16 protein-coding genes and 1 riboswitch are annotated in these 16,725 nt (G+C 61.0%); of the genes, 6 read left to right on the top strand and 10 right to left on the bottom strand.

Annotation, left to right across the window (positions count from 1 at the left end; genetic code table 11):
• Window positions 1-503: 503 nt before the first annotated feature.
• The 4 genes from AEYBE204_RS36315 to lgt form a co-directional block, all read right to left on the bottom strand.
• Entirely contained in the window at window positions 504-1,439 is a 936-nt protein-coding gene (locus AEYBE204_RS36315) for a ribose-phosphate pyrophosphokinase (protein WP_023463559.1), read from the bottom strand.
• A 122-nt stretch (window positions 1,440-1,561) separates the two neighbouring features.
• Complete coding sequence (gene pgeF / locus AEYBE204_RS36310) at window positions 1,562-2,341, bottom strand: peptidoglycan editing factor PgeF (RefSeq protein WP_023463558.1); 780 nt, start codon at window positions 2,339-2,341, stop codon at window positions 1,562-1,564.
• A 9-nt stretch (window positions 2,342-2,350) separates the two neighbouring features.
• Complete coding sequence (locus AEYBE204_RS36305) at window positions 2,351-3,436, bottom strand: class I SAM-dependent methyltransferase (protein ID WP_023463557.1); 1,086 nt, start codon at window positions 3,434-3,436, stop codon at window positions 2,351-2,353.
• Window positions 3,423-4,340 (bottom strand): prolipoprotein diacylglyceryl transferase, encoded by a 918-nt coding sequence (gene lgt, locus AEYBE204_RS36300; protein WP_023463556.1) that lies wholly within the window; start codon window positions 4,338-4,340, stop codon window positions 3,423-3,425. The genes AEYBE204_RS36305 and lgt overlap by 14 nt, the downstream gene beginning before the upstream one ends.
• Window positions 4,341-4,494: 154 nt before the next feature.
• On the opposite strand from lgt, the gene AEYBE204_RS36295 reads away from it, so the two are divergent.
• The 3 genes from AEYBE204_RS36295 to proC are packed head-to-tail and all read left to right on the top strand — an operon-like array spanning window position 4,495 to window position 6,095.
• Window positions 4,495-4,734 (top strand): accessory factor UbiK family protein, encoded by a 240-nt coding sequence (locus tag AEYBE204_RS36295; RefSeq protein WP_023463555.1) that lies wholly within the window; start codon window positions 4,495-4,497, stop codon window positions 4,732-4,734.
• Between the two features lies 1 nt (window position 4,735).
• Window positions 4,736-5,269 (top strand): YbjN domain-containing protein, encoded by a 534-nt coding sequence (locus tag AEYBE204_RS36290; RefSeq protein ID WP_023463554.1) that lies wholly within the window; start codon window positions 4,736-4,738, stop codon window positions 5,267-5,269.
• 25 nt (window positions 5,270-5,294) lie between these two features.
• Window positions 5,295-6,095: a pyrroline-5-carboxylate reductase gene (gene proC, locus AEYBE204_RS36285; RefSeq protein ID WP_023463553.1), complete on the top strand. Its 801-nt coding sequence runs from the start codon at window positions 5,295-5,297 to the stop codon at window positions 6,093-6,095.
• Between the two features lie 39 nt (window positions 6,096-6,134).
• Here proC and AEYBE204_RS36280 read toward each other — a convergent pair whose 3' ends face one another.
• The gene (locus AEYBE204_RS36280; RefSeq protein WP_023463552.1) at window positions 6,135-7,154 is read right to left on the bottom strand and encodes a phytase; all 1,020 of its coding nucleotides are present in this window, start codon (window positions 7,152-7,154) and stop codon (window positions 6,135-6,137) included.
• A 285-nt stretch (window positions 7,155-7,439) separates the two neighbouring features.
• Here AEYBE204_RS36280 and AEYBE204_RS36275 point away from each other — a divergent pair, with 285 nt between their 5' ends.
• A complete protein-coding gene (locus AEYBE204_RS36275; RefSeq protein ID WP_023463551.1) occupies window positions 7,440-10,163 on the top strand; it encodes a TonB-dependent receptor in 2,724 nt (907 codons plus the stop codon).
• Between the two features lie 131 nt (window positions 10,164-10,294).
• Here AEYBE204_RS36275 and AEYBE204_RS36270 read toward each other — a convergent pair whose 3' ends face one another.
• The 3 genes from AEYBE204_RS36270 to AEYBE204_RS36260 form a co-directional block, all read right to left on the bottom strand.
• The gene (locus AEYBE204_RS36270; RefSeq protein ID WP_023463550.1) at window positions 10,295-11,209 is read right to left on the bottom strand and encodes a DUF4349 domain-containing protein; all 915 of its coding nucleotides are present in this window, start codon (window positions 11,207-11,209) and stop codon (window positions 10,295-10,297) included.
• Between the two features lie 71 nt (window positions 11,210-11,280).
• Window positions 11,281-12,189 (bottom strand): DUF4349 domain-containing protein, encoded by a 909-nt coding sequence (locus AEYBE204_RS36265; RefSeq protein WP_023463549.1) that lies wholly within the window; start codon window positions 12,187-12,189, stop codon window positions 11,281-11,283.
• A gap of 212 nt (window positions 12,190-12,401) precedes the next feature.
• Complete coding sequence (locus AEYBE204_RS36260; RefSeq protein ID WP_023463548.1) at window positions 12,402-12,851, bottom strand: MarR family winged helix-turn-helix transcriptional regulator; 450 nt, start codon at window positions 12,849-12,851, stop codon at window positions 12,402-12,404.
• Between the two features lie 150 nt (window positions 12,852-13,001).
• On the opposite strand from AEYBE204_RS36260, the gene AEYBE204_RS36255 reads away from it, so the two are divergent.
• Window positions 13,002-13,460, top strand: coding sequence for an organic hydroperoxide resistance protein (locus AEYBE204_RS36255; RefSeq protein ID WP_023463547.1), 459 nt, complete (start codon window positions 13,002-13,004; stop codon window positions 13,458-13,460).
• Between the two features lie 139 nt (window positions 13,461-13,599).
• Window positions 13,600-14,259, top strand: coding sequence for a GNAT family N-acetyltransferase (locus AEYBE204_RS36250; RefSeq protein ID WP_023463546.1), 660 nt, complete (start codon window positions 13,600-13,602; stop codon window positions 14,257-14,259).
• Here the strand turns inward: AEYBE204_RS36250 and metB are convergent, their stop codons facing one another.
• On the bottom strand, window positions 14,260-15,420 hold the full coding sequence (metB, locus tag AEYBE204_RS36245) for a cystathionine gamma-synthase (RefSeq protein WP_023463545.1): 1,161 nt from the start codon (window positions 15,418-15,420) through the stop codon (window positions 14,260-14,262). It lies immediately after the preceding gene.
• A gap of 116 nt (window positions 15,421-15,536) precedes the next feature.
• Window positions 15,537-16,517 (bottom strand): homoserine O-succinyltransferase, encoded by a 981-nt coding sequence (locus tag AEYBE204_RS36240; protein ID WP_023463544.1) that lies wholly within the window; start codon window positions 16,515-16,517, stop codon window positions 15,537-15,539.
• An 88-nt stretch (window positions 16,518-16,605) separates the two neighbouring features.
• A riboswitch (SAM riboswitch) is annotated at window positions 16,606-16,724 on the bottom strand.
• Between the last annotated feature and the right edge of the window lies 1 nt (window position 16,725).

Genomic DNA, 16,725 nt, shown 5'->3' with positions numbered 1-16,725 from the left:
TGCGGGCGGCGGGGGCGGGGCCTCGGTCTGGCAGGCCGCGAGGCTCAGCGCCATGATCGAGGCGGTGAAGGTCATGAGCCACGGCTTGAGAGCGGCTTTCGATACTACGGTCATACTCTGTGTACTCCTCAAGCTGTGCAAGCTTTCGCTGGTCGCGTCACTATGGGTGCGGATGCCGCGCATAAGCAGCGCATAAGGCATCAATAAAAATATCGTATGGCAATGGTGTGAAACCAAACCCCGTCCGGCGGGCATGATAGCCGCAAACCGTACCTTCACAAGGTCGTTCGTTCAAATTCACCTTACGCTAGAAATCCTCATAAAAGCGCCAAAAATATGGCTTTTTCGATGTTTGACCTGCGTGAGTCGGGCAAACCTGGAAATAACATTTCCGTGATATTGGGGTCAGTTAAGGCGTTGTGGAGAGGGTTAAATTAACCTTAAAAACAAATAAAAAAGGCGTCCCGAAAGAACGCCTTTTCTGTCAATGGTTGCATCGCATTTTAATCGAACAACTTAGATACCGACTCTTCGTTGGCGATGCGGCGTATCGCTTCGCCGATCAGCGGCGCAACGCCGACGATGCGGATCTTGGGATGGGTGCGGATATGCTCCGGGACCTCGATCGAATCGGTGATGACCAGTTCCTTGAGCACGGAACCGGCGACGCGGTTCATGGCTTCGCCGGACAGGACGCCGTGGCTGATATAGGCCGATACCGAGCGGGCGCCACGATCGATCAAAGCCTTTGCCGCGTTGACCAGCGTGCCGCCGGAATCGACGATGTCGTCGAACAGGATGCAATCGCGGTCGGTGACGTCGCCGATGATATTCATCACCTCGGACTCACCGGCGCGCGGACGGCGCTTGTCGACGATGGCCAGATCACCGCCGAGGCGGTCGGCCAGGGCGCGGGCACGGACCACGCCGCCGACGTCGGGCGACACGACCATGATCTGACGGGCATTGTCGTAGTGGTCCTTGATGTCGCGGGCCATGAAGGGGATGGCGACCAGATTGTCGGTCGGGATATCGAAGAAGCCCTGAATCTGACCGGCGTGCAGGTCCATCGTCAGGACGCGGTGCGCCCCGGCGCGGGTGATCAGGTTGGCGACCAGCTTGGCCGAGATCGGCGTGCGACCGCCGGTCTTGCGATCCTGACGGGCATAGCCGAAATAGGGGATGACGGCGGTAATTCTTTTGGCCGAGGCGCGGGTCAGCGCGTCGATACAGATCAGCAGCTCCATCAGGTTATCGTTGGCCGGGTAGCTGGTCGACTGAATGACGAAGACGTCTTCGCCGCGCACGTTTTCGTCGATGGTGACGAAGATTTCCTTGTCGGCAAAGCGCTCGATGCGGGCTTTGGTCAGGGGCGCGTCGAGATAGTTGCCAATGGCCTGAGCCAGAAGGCGATTGGAGTTTGCGGACAGCAATTTCATGGGGAACCTGTGTGGGCGGCAGGGGAAAGACATGAGGCGTCTTAATTTGCGGCGCTTTTAACAGGTGAGGCCTGAGGGGCAACCCCGATTCGTCGCAAATTCGTAAAAAAGCCCGGACGGCGTTATGGACGCAACATGATCGCGCTGATCAGGCGGCCATAGTCCGGCTCCTGCCGCAAGTAGCCGCGGCGGTTGGAATGGAACAGGGCCTCTTCGGCGCAGGTGTCGTGGCCGGTGGCCGCGACCTGAGTCAGGCCGAGACGCTTCAACCGCATGATGCAAAAGCCGGGCAGGTCGAACCAGCGTTTGTCTGCCGTCTTGCCCGGAATGAAGAAGGCAGTGCTGTCGGGGTCCTGCGCGCGGAAGGTGTCTTCGTAGTCGGCCGAGACTTCGTAGGAGCCCTGCGCGATGCACGGACCGACGACGACGCGCAGGTGTTTCGATTTCGCGCCCTTGGCGAGCAGTGCGTCGTATTCGGCTTCGATCATACCGCCGAGCGCGCCTTTCCACCCCGCGTGGCAGGCACCTACGACGCCATTGACCGGGTCGGCCCACAGCAGCGGCGCACAATCGGCGGACAGGGCACCGATGACGAGGCCCGGCGTGGTGGTGACCAGACCGTCGGCTTCGGGACGGGTGTCGTCGGGCCAAGGGCCGTCAACGGTGACGGCGATTTTGGAATGGACCTGATAGCAGTTGAGCAGGCGGTCTTCGGGTTGATCAAAGGCAGCGGCCACCCGGCGGCGATTCTCGAAGATGTTTTCGCGCGTGTCTTTCGAGCCCTGACCGACGTTTAGCGACTCGTAGGGGAAGGGCGATACCCCACCGTGCCGGGTGAAGAACCCGTGCTGAATATTTGGCAGGTCGAGCAGGGGATGCAGGATACGCGGGGGGAGGGACATGACCTTTACCTAATCCTCCAGCTTTATCGCTTCAAGTCCGGGCAGAATCAAATCCGGTGACGACATCGCCATGACCTTGAACAATTCGCCCATCTCGTCCGTCGAAATCAAGCGGTGGACCTGACGGGCCAGTTTGTCCGTCTGCTCCGGGTTCTTCGCGCGCAGGGCCTCGAAGCGCTCGATGATGCCCAGGCGTTGCAGGAAGACGCCCTGAGGCGTGATCTGACTCACCGTCAAGCCCATGTTCAGCGCCGTCACCGCCAGAGCCGGAAAGTCCGCCCACTGCGTCAGGTCGTGCGCGCCGGGATCGGCTAACGGGTCGGTCTTTTCGTGCTTGTGCAGCGCCTGAAGCGTATCGCCGGGTTCAGGACGGTCGCGGCCATAGTCGATCAGCAGCGCCGCGCCGGACGCTTCCTGAATGAGCGCACCCAGCGACTCGACAAAACGGTTCTGCGCCGGGGAGACTTCGCATACCTGACCGACTTCGGCGGTAAAGGGGGCTCTGAAATCCTCCGGCGCGGGAACAAGACCTATGATCAGGTCGCCCTCATGCAAACCGACGCAGCGCTCGAACCAGCCATCGTCGGTCAGTTGGAACTGCCGCGCGGGCAGGCAGTCGAGCACCTCATTGGCGACGACGATTAAAGGCGCGTCGGTCGGCAGGTCGTGCAGATGGTCATAATAGTGGATGTCGCCCAGCCTTTGTGACTGCACGGCGCGCAAGGGCAGGGACGGTTCGACCAAGGCGATCTCGGCGGCGGCCTGAAAGGCGGGCATCAGGCGGAAGCTGCGCAAAAGGTCGCTCATCAACGTGCCGTCGCCGGGGCCGATCTCGACGACGCGGACCTTTGCAGGCGCGCCCATGTCCTGCCAGACCTGCATGACCCAAAGGCCGAGCAACTCGCCGAACATCTGCGACACCATCGGCGCGGTGATGAAGTCGCCGCCTTCGCCTAAAGCCGGACGCGTCGAATAGTAACCATCCTGCGGATCGAACAGACAGGCCCACATATAGTCGGGAATGGTCAGCGGGCCGTCGAGTTTTATCTGCTCGATCAGGCGTTCCTTAAGTCCTACCACCTTAGGCAAGTCCATCCGGCGCTTTCGTTTCCGGCTTCTCGACCGAGGGTTCGGGTTCGACCCATACGCCGGTCGGCTGGGTCTTGCCCTTGAGCGCACGCCAGATGAACCACGCACCTGCGATGACCATCGGCAGCGACAGGATCATGCCCATGGTGATCGGGCCTTTCAGCCACTCGTACATCTGAGCGTCGGGGTTGCGCACGGTCTCGACGACGATGCGGCTGAGGCCGTAACCCGCAATGAAGACACCCATGATCAGGCCCGGTTGTTTCAGCTTCTTATAGGTGTGCATCAGGACAAAAATCACCCCGAACAGCAGCAGGCCTTCGAGGGCGGCTTCATAAAGCTGGCTAGGGTGACGCGGCAGGTAACCGGCATAGCAGCGGCCATAGGCGTCGACCGCCGTGTACTTATTACAGAAGACGATGCCCCATGGCACGTCGGTCGTCCGGCCCCACAGCTCGCCGTTGACGAAGTTGGCGAGGCGGCCGAAAAACAAGCCGATCGGCGCGGCGATCGACAGCATATCCCCCAGGGTCCACGGACTGATCTTATGTTTGCGGGCATAGAGAACACCGGCGATACAGACCCCGATAAAGCCGCCGTGGAAGGACATGCCGCCTTCCCAGACCTTGAAGAATTGCAGGGGATTACGCAGGATCGGCGCCAGATCGTAGAAGACTACGTAACCGATCCGCCCGCCGAGAATGACGCCCAGAGCCATCCAGATGATCAGATCTTCGAGATTTTCGTTGGTCACCGGCGCGCGGTTACCCGGCCAAAGGGTTTCGCGCTTGATAAGCTGCGTCAAATAGTACCAGCCAAGCGCGATCCCCGCCACATAGGCCAGCGCGTACCAGCGCAGCGCCACGGGCCCGATCTGGAAAATGACGGGATTGATATCCGGTAGGGTCATAGGCGTCGGGTTCCCGTTTTTGTGCAACCAAAAGGCTGTGCAAGACCTAAAGGAATCATCGAAGGGCCGCAAGAATCGTGAAAAACTTTATTTCATCGGTCACAGGGTCTATAGGACGCGGCTGTGACATCCTTATTAAGACAGGGTTCTTCCCATGCAGTCGAAAAATCCGTTCCTCGACGAATTCGCCAAGCTGTCGACCAGCGCCATGTCGCTGGCTCAGGCCGCCGGTGACGAAGCCAAGGCCGCGTTCCGCGCGCAGGGCGACCGCTTCGTGGCAGATATGGACCTCGTGCGCCGCGACGAACTGGACGCGCTGAAGGCCGAGATCGCCGAACTGCGGGCCGAGATCGCAGCGCTTAAAGGTGGCGCCCAAGAAGGTAGCACTAAGTAAGATGGACCTGCCTCAGGCTGATTATTCCGACCACATGTCCGACCCTCTGGACATGGTCGAGACCATTTTGGGTGACGAAGGCCTGACCTTCGAGCGCACGCCGGACGGCGAGGTCGTCTTTGCGCTGGCCGGTGACTGGAAGACCTACGACATGTGGTTTTCCTGGCGACCGGAAGGCGACTGCCTGCAACTGTGTACAGCGCTCGACATCCGTTTCGATCCGCCGAAGGTGCCGAGCATCTACGAGCTTCTGTCGCTGGTCAATCAGCGCGTCTGGTTCGGCCATTTCGAGGTCTATCAGGACGAATTGCTCAATACGGATGAGGGCCAGCCGGTCGCCGACATCGTCTTTCGTCACACCTTGGTCTCGACACCGGTCGAGCGTCCGGGGCAGCTTCAGACCGCGCATATGATCAATTCCGCCGCCGAAGCCGTCGATCGCTTCTATCCGGCCTTTGATTTCATGCTGCGTGGCGCTAAGAGTCCGGCAGACGCGATGGCGGCCTGTCTGTTCGAGACGGTCGGCGAGGCGTAGGCCCTTACGAAAGCGGAGACGCATCATGCTGGCGAAACCCATTCTTCTGGTTGGTGCAGGGGCGCTGGGCTCGGCGATCCTCAAGGGGATGCGCGTGGCGGGCCATGTGACGCCCGAAGACCTGATCATCCTCGACCTGACGCCCGGTGAAGAGGCGCAGACATATGCCGGTCTCGGCGCGCGGCTCAATCCCGGCCCTGACGTGTGGAGCGAGGCGTGGACCGTGATCCTTGCCGTCAAGCCGCAAAGCTGGCGCGGGGCGGCGCAAATCCTTAGTGGCAATTTGAATAAGGGTGCGACCCTTGTATCGGTCATGGCCGGGGTGCGCACGGATGATTTGTCCGCCGTCTTTGCCCCCTTGAGCGTAGCACGCGTCATGCCGACGACGGGCGTGGCCACCGGCAAGGGCGTGGCCAGCCTGTTCTCAAGCGACGGCAAGGCCTTGCAGGCGGCGTCCGACCTGTTTTCGCCCATGGCCTCGACCGTGGTGCTCGACCACGAAGGCCTGATCGATGCGGCGACGGCTGTGTCGGGGTCCGGTCCCGCCTATGTCTATGCCTTTGCCTCGGCGCTGGAAAGCGCGGGTCTGGCGACGGGCCTGACGCCCGCCGATGCGAAGACACTGGCGCGGGCGACGCTGATTTCGGCGTCCAATCTGCTCGATGCGACCGGTGAGGAACCCGAAGACCTGATCCGCAAGGTGGCGTCTCCAGGTGGTACGACCGAAGCCGCGCTGAAAGTCCTGCGCAAGGATGGCCACGGCCTCGACGAACTGATCGAGGCGGCGGTTCTGGCCGCGCAAAAGCGCTCTCAGGAACTCGGCTAAGTTAAGGGGGTCAAGGGGCCTGAGGCCCCTTGCCTTTGCTTACTTGATTTGAAGTTTCGCTTCGATCTCTTTCCAGTCGACGATTTTGAAGTTCTGGCGCGCGCGGGTGGTCGAGAGCGCTTCGCCTTCGGTGTCCATATCGTCCTGCATCACGACGATGCCCTTGCCGTAGGGGCCGACCTGACCGCCCAGCGCCGCGACGCCGTCGGTGCCCGTCACCGCATCGATGCCATTGCCCGGAAAGACCGAGAAGCGGCCCTGATAGACCGGTGCGCCATCGACGCGCCACACGGCGAAGGCCGAATCGCCCTGCGACGAGGCGATCAGGAAGGTCTTGTCGCCATCGCGCAGCAGGGTGAGACCTTCGGCATCGGCCTTGACGATCTCCGACGGAAGGCTGACCAGCGCGGTGCGCGCCGCACCGGTGGCGGGATCAAGGCTGTAGATCCAGATGCCGACGTTTTCTTCGGCGATGTACAGTTTCTGGGTTTTATCATCGACGACGCAGCCTTCCGACTGCGTGCCGACATTGAAACGGCGGGTCTCAGTGAGGACCGGCTTGCCGTCCACGACTTTCGCCGTAGCCTGCGCCACGTCGCCGTTCTTGCCGATCATGATGGTGACGAGGTCGCCCGCGGTCGTTTTGCCAAGGCAGAAACCGTAGGCCTCCGACGTCGCCAAAGATGCAAAGCCCCAGTCGCTGGTTTTCAGCGTCTTGGTATCCAGCTTGAAGAAGCGCACGCCGTTGCCGACGCGGTCCGACGCGGCCACCACCACCGGTAAACCCAGCGCGTCGTTGCGCAGATCGACATTGTTCATCGGTCCGACGGCGAGGAAGTCATTGACCTTGCCGTCGATCGTATAGCTGTAGAGACCGGCCTTCTTGTCGGTGCCGTAGATCACGACGCGCGACGGATCGGACGGGTCGGCCCAGATTTCCGGATCGTCGGCGGCGTCAAGATTGGCCGTGCCGACGGCCACGGTTTCCACGGCGGCCAGAACGGACGTGCCGGTGCCCTGAGTCATCTTGGCCGAGTCGGAAATGAGTTCCGAATGCACGCATCCACTTAGAGTTGCGCACAGTAAAGCGCTGGTCGATACTGTCACAAAAGCTTTATAATAATGCTGGAAAGTCATCGCAAACCCTCGAATGAGCTAAATTCGGTGCTTCATAGCAAGGTTTTCAACTTTTGCACTTATTATAGCTGAAATAAAGTTCGATATTTTGGACACAGTTCGATGCCGTGTGTCTGTGAATTAAGATTGCTGACACATTTGTTATAAAACTGTCACGGCCCCTGAGTATCAGCCCCCACAAGTTCCACTGCCTTATGGGGGCATTCGATGTTTTCCAAGTTCCGTTCCACCCGCCTGAGCGTCGCCCTTCTGGCCACGACCGCTCTGGTTTCCGGCACCGCCGCCGTTGCCGCCGATGCGCCTGCGGCTGACGACGTCACCGAAGTGACCGTCGTGTCGCGCCGCCCTCTGGCCGAGTCCGATGCCGCCGCTCTGCGCGTGCAAAAGAATTCGGACTCGCTGGTCAGCGTCCTGTCGGCCGACGAAGCCGGTAACCTGCCGGACCAGAACATCGCCTTCGCCATCGGTCGTCTGCCGGGTGTCGGCCTCGAGCGCGATCAGGGCCAGGCCCGTTACGTCAACCTGCGTGGCATGCCGCGTAAGTGGGCGACCATCTCCTTCGACGGCCTGAGCGTCGTCTCGGCCGAAGGCCGCGACTCGCGCTTCGACAATATCCCTTCGGCCATCGCCTCGCAGGTGCTGGTCCAGAAGGCCATTGTGCCGTCGATGCCGGGTGACACGGTTGCGGGTAACATCGACATCCGCACGCGCCGCGCCTTCGACTACAAGGGCCAGAAAATTTCGGGCAAGCTCGGCATCGGCCGCGTCGAACTGGGCGGTGGTGAAGAGATCGACTCGAACCTCGTCTATTCGAATATCTTCATGGGCGGTAAGCTGGGCATCGTCGCTCAGGGCTCCTACTACCGCCGCAACATGGCGACGGAAAACTGGGAAGTCGATCCGTACCTGACCCAGCGCGCCGCCGCGCCGGGCAAGACCTTCGCCCGTGAGTTCGAATACAAGAACTACCGCCTGACGCGTTATAATTCGTCGGCCTCGCTGCGCGCCGATTACAAGATCGACGAAAACAACACGCTGTTCGCCTCGTCGATCTGGACGATCTTCAAGGACGACGAACTGCGCGACAACTGGATCGTCCGTCTGGACCAGGGCACCAACGCCGCCGGCGTCGCCTATAACTCGGACGCCAATTTCTCGGCCGCCGATCCGAAGCTGGGTACCGTCTACGGTGCGCGTCTGAACGCCCGTATCGACTACCGCGACTCCGAAGAAATCCTGGCCACCAACACCATCGGCGGTGAGCACAAGAACTGGTACGGCAACGACGTGTCGTGGCGCCTGAACTACACGGTCGGCCTGAACGGCGGCGACACGCCGGTCACCGCGGCCTTCCAGAGCCCGTCGACCTTCACCGACCGCCCGACCGCCGTCTATGACTTCCGCAACGGCGAACAGAATATCGTCCGCCTGTACCGCACGACCGGCACCACCACGGCCCGTGTGCAGGGTGCAGCCGTCCTGTCGGCCGAAGAGTTCAACACCCCGCTGCAAACCTTCGGCCGCAACGCCGGTGGCGAAACGACGCAGGCCTATACCGCCAAGGTCGATTTCGACCGTCAGAGCGAACTGTTCGGCCTGCCGACCAAGATCGAGTTCGGCGGCCTGTTCACCGCGCGCAACAAGAAGAACGAGCTGGAAACCTACACCGCGACGCCGACGACGCTCGCCGGTAAAGGTCTGGCCGTGCCGACCTGGGCGACGCTGGCCATCGACGACCCCTACAAGGGCAAGCAGGTTCTGGGCTATACCTTCCGCTACACCAATCAGGGCCTGACCAACGGCCTGATGGACAGCTACATCAATACGGGCGCTGCGGTGCGCGACACGGCGGCTTCGACGACCAACTATTGGAAGGTCGACGAAAACCAGATCGCCGCCTACCTGATGGCGACGACGACCTTCGACTGGGGTAACATCGTTTACGGCACCCGTGTCGAAAAGATCGAGAACAACGGTCAGGCCTACGTCAATTTCAGCGCCACCTCGACGGCGGATTACCGTCTGGTCCAGACCTCCAGCGACGACACGCTGTTCTACCCCAGCGCTCACCTGAACTGGAACGTCACCGACAAGCTGAAGGCGCGCTTCTCGCTGAACCGCACCGCCTCGCGTCCGGACTACGACGACCTGCGTCCGAACTACACCTATTCGGACTCCAACCAGACGGTGTCCGGCGGCAACCCGAACGCCAAGCCGGAAAAGCAGACGGGCTTCGACGCCTATCTGGAATATTACGGCGACACGGGCTTCCTGTCGGCGGGCTTCTTCTACAAGGACATCCAGGACGTCCTGTTCAGCCAGTCGGGCACCTTCGGCTCGTCGGTCCTGAATTCGGGCACCACCGATCGTTCGACCTACACCCTGACGACGCTGCGTAACGGCGGCGACGGCAAGTTGTCGGGCGTCGAAATCTTCGCCTCGCAAAGCGCCGAAACCTTCGTTGAAGGCCTCGGCTGGCCGGAATGGCTGGGCGGGTTCGGCGTCAAGGCGTCGGCCACCCTGTCGGACTCGGAAGTCACCGTCCCGTCGGTCGGCGGCGTCCCGGCCCGCAAGGTCTCGCTGCCGGGTACTTCGGACGGCGTCTATAACCTGCAAATGATCTACGAAAAGTACGGCCTGACCGTGCGTCTGGCCTATCAGTACCGCACGACCTGGATCCAGGACATCGGCACCTATACGATGGTGGGCGGCGTAGCGGTTCCGACCGACAACGGCGACGTCTACTGGGACGACGATGAAGAAGTCGATCTGTCGGTTCGTTATCAGGTCAACAAGAATCTGGAATGGTTCATCGATGGCTCGAACCTGCGCAACCAGGGCGCTCGTCGCTACGGCGCGGTCTCGACCAACCCGATCGAGTTCGAAAAGTTCGGCCAGCGCTACGTCACCGGCCTGCGCTTCAACTTCTAGAGCGATATGCCGAAAAGTGTCAGCGGTTTTCGGCTATAATATCGCGACACAAAACTTGGGTGGGGGAGGCGGTTCAAAACCGCCTTGATCCCGGAAAGAAAAGCCCGCCTTCACATGAAGGCGGGCTTTTTTTATGCTTTCAATTTCGCCGCCTTGCGCTTGCGCCACAGGCGGCGCATCCACCAGCCGAGCGGGACGAGGACCAGGGCGAAGGGCAGGGCGCCCGCGATCAGCAGGATGAGGAAGCCCAGCGAGGCCATGACGGTTTCCACAACGCTGCTCAGGGCATCGGTCAGAGGCGCGAACGCCGAGCGTCGGCTGATGGTCGGAGAGTCGTCGTAGGTCAGAGTCAAGCCCGAGGTCGCCACGCGTTGTCGCATCGTCGCCAGAGACGACGACAGCGAATCGATATCGCTCTGTACCTGCGACAGCTGCGTCTCGGCCTCAACCAGTTCGGCGATCTTGCCGGGGCTTTGGCGGATGATGGTTTGAAGCCTGTCGCGCAGGGCCGTCTTGTTTTTCAGGCGGGCTTCGGAATCGACGATGTCCAGACTGAGGTCTTCGGAGGTCACCGATTGCCGGGTGATGCGCGCCTTGTAGGATTTGAGGTCGCCGCCCAGACCGGTCTTGAAGGTTCCCAGCCATTGCGGGGCGACGCGTAGCGTGATCTCAACTCGCGTCGATCCGGCGTCGGGATTGGCGGTGGTACTGGCGTTCAGCACCTGGCATTGCTGCGGTCCGGCTTTTTCACACAGGGCCTGATGGTGTTTGGCCAGAGCCTCGACCGAACTATTGCGCAGTTCGAAGCCATACGCATAATCATAGGCCAGTTGCGGGACACCGATCGCTATGGGTGCCTTCGCCGCCGGTGGAACGCTCGCATTGCCGCCAAGAATGCCAGGTTCCGGGGCGGCGTTTTCGACCGCGGCATCGGCCGGGATATCGACAATCGCCGACTCGAAGGATTCCCCGGATGTCTGTTCGGCCTTCGAGCAGCCGGTCAGGATTAGCGCGGCAATGGCGGTGGTCGTCAGTAGATATTTCATTGATTTCCCCTCTGTATATTCATCCCGTTACGGCAGGTTAAACCTGCCGTAACGGGTGTAAAGTCGAATTATCAGGCCTGACCGGGACGTTGTATAGTCTTGGGCGCAGCCTTGGGGTTGCGGTTACGGCGCACCCACCAGGCGACCGGCGCGGCAACCAGTCCTATCGGCAGCAGATAGCCGAAGACGGTGATCAGCACGGTCAGGACGGAGACGAAGTTCGGCCCCAGATTGCCGATGGCGGCGCTGAACGGCGCCCAGGTACCTTTCATGGCGACCGCGGAAGTCGGTGTGTAGGTCAGGGTCAGTTGCGACATGGCCACGCGCTTTTTCATGGTCGCCAGAGCCGTTTGCGCAGCGTCGATACCGCTCTGGACCTCGGCCAGTTCGCGGCGGATATCGGCGACCTCGGCCAGCTTGCCCTTATGGGTGCGCAGGGTTTGCTGGAGATTGTCGCGCAGCGCGATCTGGTTCTTGATGTGCGCTTCGCGGTCGATCATGGCCACGCTGAGGTCTTCGGTAGCGATCTGCTGGGTTTCGATCTGGCCGCCGACGGCCTTCAGTTCGTTGGTGAGGTTCTTGCGGAACAGGCCGATCCATTGCGGCGTGGCGCGCAGGACCAGGGTGTGTTGCGCCTGTCCGTATTCACTGCCGGTGCGCGTATTGAGCGACAGGACCTGACAGGTAGCCGATCCGGCGATGGTGCAGGCGTCCTGATGGCCGGTGACCATGTCCTGCAAGCCCTTTTCCGGGGCGCTGAGACCGAAGCTGTAGTCGTAGGCCAGTTGCGGGATCGACGGCGCTTCGGTTTTGGGCCCGGACGGCGCGTCTTCGACCGTCGGCGCGGTCTCGGCAGCCGCGTCGGCGGGCATGGTTTCTTCGGCCATGGGCGCTTCTTCGGCGGGTTTGGAACAGGCGGCCAGCGAGGCTGATAACAGGAGAATGGCGGCGAGGGCGGACGCAGATTTTTGACGCAACATGATGAACTCCCCAGTGTGAAATGATGCAGGTCCGTGTGGCCTATGCATCCAGTTTCGCGCCGGGATCACGGCATTTTCACGACAAAATCACGAAAATGTGATTTTGTCGTGATTTTTATGTTATTTAATTAACATGTTCTTTTTATTCAATTTTTGAAAATTTAAGACGCGATAAGCCTTAAGATTCGCGGCAAAATTGCGGCAGGCAGCCCTCAGGCAGTCTGACGTAGGGCCTGACCCAGAGCCTTTACCTGATCGCGCATCTGCACCAGATTTTCGCCCTCCATATTGAACAGACAGAACATGGCGGCCGGGATTTCGGTGGCTTTGGCGGTCAGCGCCTTGCCCGCCTCGGTGAGCGTGATGCGCATGACGCGCTCGTCCTTCGCATCGCGGTTGCGGTCGATCAGGCCCTGCGTCTGAAGGCGCTTGAGCAGCGGCGTCAGGGTGCCGGAATCGAGAAACAGCGGCGCGCCCAGCTCGCTGACCGAACGGTCGTCCTTCTCCCACAACAGCAACATGACCAGATACTGCGGATAGGTCAGACCCAGTGGCTCCAGCAGCGGCTTATAGGCCTGCGCAAAGGCGTGGGCGGCGCTGTGGATGGCGAAGCAGATCTGATTGTCCAGTCGCATATGGGGCGGGGTGAGGGGCTCGGTCATGACTTTATCCTTTGAAATCAGGGGATAGCATAAAAATATCGAAAAATCCATTAAATTGCGCACAATTTAATTGACATTGCATTGTGCACAATTTAATTAAGCGTCATGTAATCAAGCGTCCCACCCAAATCTCTTTGAAAGGCTAAACCTATGACCACCCTGATCACGCCCGTCTATACCGCCCATGCCACCGCCACCGGTGGCCGCGAAGGCACCGCGTCATCGAACGACGGCCGCCTGTCGGTCAAGCTGTCGACCCCCGCCGAACTGGGCGGCAATAACGGCGACGGCACCAACCCTGAACAACTGTTTGCCGCCGGTTATGCGGCCTGTTTCATCGGCGCCGTAAAGTTTGTCGGTGCGCAGAAGAAGGTGGCCATTCCGGCGGACGCCTCGATCAATTCTTCGGTCGGCATCGGGCAGACGCCTGCCGGTTTCGGTCTCGAAGTCACGCTGAAGGTCAATCTGCCGGGCGTCGCCGACGAGGTGGCCAAGGCGATTATCGAAGCCGCTCACGGTGTCTGTCCCTATTCGAACGCCACGCGCGGCAATATCAAGGTCACCGTCATCCATAACGGTGAAGCGGGCGAAACCGTCGTCGCCGAATAGATTGGCCGGATACCCTGTTAAAAGCGCTGCCTCGAAAGGGGCGGCGCTTTTTTGTTACTTGCCCCGGCGATGCCGCATTGCTGCGCCATTGCGTCCACGGAGAATCCCCTTTACGCAAAGGTGAAGAGTGGAAACAATCATGACGCTGAAAAACTGGACGCCGCGGCCAAGGCCCGCGGGCGTGACCATGCCGGGCCGTTTCGGGCGGCTGGAGCCGCTCGACTGGAAGCGGCATCGCGACGGGCTCTATGCCGTGGCGGGGGGCGAGGTCAATGCCGACCTGTGGCGTTATATGCCGCTGGGGCCGTATCTGAGCCCGGACGCCTTGCAACGCGAGTTCGAAGCCACGCGTGCTGCCGACGGCTGGGAAACGCTGGTGATCATCGGCGCGGATGACGTCATCAAAGGCATGGTCTCCTTTATGCGCATCCGCGAAGCGCAGGGCTCGGCGGAAATCGGCGCGGTCATGTTCGGCCATGCGCTGCAACGCACGGCACTGGCGACCGAAGTGCTATATATGACCGCGCGCTATCTGTTCGATCAACTGGGTTATCGCCGCTACGAGTGGAAATGCAACGCCGCTAATCAGTCCTCGGTCCGCGCCGCGCAACGCTTTGGTTTTACTTACGAAGGCACCTTCCGCAACGACATGGTCATGAAGGACCAAAACCGCGACACGGCATGGTTCTCCATCATTGATTCCGAATGGCCCGCCATCCGTGCGGCCTACGAAGCATGGCTGGAGCCGTCGAATTTCGACGCCTCCGGCAAGCAGATTTTCCGGCTCAAGACTCGCTGATCAGGCGGTCGCCAAAGCCCGGTCGAGTGCCGCTATCAGGTCGTCGGCGTCTTCGAGGCCGATCGACAGGCGCAGCAGGCCTTCGGTGATGCCTGCCGTAGCCTGAGCCTCCGGCGACATGGCGGCGTGGGTCATCGAGCCCGGATGCACGATCAGGCTTTCAACCCCGCCGAGGCTTTCGGCCAGGCTGAACAGTTCGACGACATCGAGCACGCGCTTGACGGCCTTGACGCCGCCGGCCAGTTCGAAGCTCATCATGGCCCCGAAGCCGCTCTGCTGACGCGCCGCCAGTTCGTGCTGCGGATGCGATTTCAGGCCGGGATAGAAGACCTGCGACACCGCCGGATGCTGGTCGAGGAATTCGGCCACGCGCTGCGCCGACTCCTGCTGCTGCTTGACGCGGACGAAGAGGGTGCGCACGCCACGGATGGTCAGATAGCTGTCGAACGCGCCCGCCGTGGTGCCGAGGCAGTTGGCCCACCAGCGATACAGCGTCACGTCTTCCGGCGTGGTGCAGACCAGCGCGCCGCCAATGACGTCGGAATGGCCGTTGATATATTTGGTCGTCGAATGGACGACGAAATCAGCCCCGAATTTGATCGGATTTTGCAGGGCGGGCGACAGGAAGGTATTGTCCACGGCCACGCGCGCCCCGGCTTTATGACCCAGAGCGATTAGCTTTTCGAGGTCGATGACGCGCATCAGCGGGTTCGACGGCGTCTCCAGCAGAAGCAGACCGGCAGGGGTGGAAAGCGCCGCTTTTATGGCCTTGTCGTCGCCCTGATCGACATATTCAACATTGATCAGGCCCTGTTTGGTGCGCGCATTGAGCAGGCGTTGCGTGCCGCCGTAGCAGTCGTGGGGAACGATAACACGCTTGTTTGGCAGGTCCTGCCACAGCAAATCCAGTGCCGCGAGACCTGACGCGGTCATGACCGCACCGGCACCGCCTTCCAACTCGGCGATGACTTCGGCGATGATTTCGCGCGTCGGATTGCCGGAACGGGCGTAATCGTAGGTCCGCTTCTTGCCGAAGCCCTCGAAGCTGAAATTGGTCGAGAGATAGATCGGCGGCATGACCGCGCCGTGCGCCTTATCGGTGTCGATGCCGATATTGACGACCTTGGTCGCGATGCTGGCGGTCTTGAGATAGTCTTTCATCGTAAGCCTTTCCCCTCGCCCCTGTGGGGAGAGGGTGGCGCGAAGCGCCGGGTCAGGGGGAAATGGGTCGGGGTTGCCCCCTCACCCCAGCCCTCTCCCCGCAGGGGAGAGGGGGTTTATACTAAGGATGTGCGAACGATGTCCGACACCAGTCTGATTTCCTTAAGAAAAGCGTCGTGCCCATAAAGTGACGGGAAGTCGATGAACACGCTGTCCGACAGGGCTTCGGCAAACGCTTTCATGTCCGAATAGGGCACCAGCCGATCGGTCGGGACGGCGGCCAAAAACACCCTGGCGCTGATCTTTGCTGGATCGACGCGGTGGCGATCAAGCGAGTCCGACATCGAAATCCAGCGGTTGGCGTTCGACACATAGGCGTCGCCGCGCGCGCGCAAATAGCCGCAGACCGTATAGTTATCGCCCGCCAGATCCGGCGCGGGGCCGTCGAAGCGCTCACCGAATTCGGCCTCGGAACGATAGGTTGTCATGGCCAGTTGCCGGGCCAGCGAAATGCCTTCCTGCTCACGGCCATTGTCGAGCCCGAATTGCAGCAGGCGGCGCTGAAGCCCACGCATGGCGGTGGCCATCGGATGCGCGCGGTGGGCGGCGGAAATGCAGCAGACACGCTCGATATAGTCGCCATAAAGCTCGGCGAAGGCCAGACCGATCATGGCGCCGTAGGACGCGCCGATGAAGGCGAACACGCGCTCGACCTTCAAATGATCGAGGATCAGTTTCACCAGCCGCGCCTGATCGTGGGTCGTGATGGTATAGACCTGCGACGCGGGCAGGCGCGGGGCGAATTCGATGGATAAGACACGGAATTGATTAAGGTCCAGCGCTTCGGCGGGACCCGCGACGCCTTCCCACCAGCCGGGTGCGGCGTCGGTCGAATCTTCCTTGGCGAACAGGATGCGCCCCGCGGAAATCCCGCCGGCGGCCACGACCATGCGTCCGTCGGCAGGGCCGTAAAGGCGCGCCACGACGTCGGTCTGTTCCAGTTTCTGACCGCTGTGCAGACGGAAATCGTCGGGGATATCGACGCGGATATCGGTCCCGGTCAGGTCAGGCGCGGCAATGGGTTTGATAAAGCTCATAGTGGTCCGGTTGGCTTAAAACGCAACACCCCATCTTGACCAGTCGAGAGAAGGGGGGACGACCGGCCGGACAGCCGTGGCGTCGCTTCTCTCATCTGTCGGAATGCGAAATTCCGCAGGAGTTGGCACCATTCCAAAGGCTAAATGAAGCATCTGGCGGTTGCCCCAGCGTCGTCGGGCCTGTCCCTCGGCTGGTCTCGATGAGTTT

This window comes from Asticcacaulis sp. YBE204, assembly GCF_000495855.1.
In the GTDB taxonomy this organism is placed as follows: domain Bacteria; phylum Pseudomonadota; class Alphaproteobacteria; order Caulobacterales; family Caulobacteraceae; genus Asticcacaulis.
The sequence above is the reverse complement of the archived record's forward strand: the minus strand, read 5'-3'. Positions and strand labels throughout refer to the sequence as shown.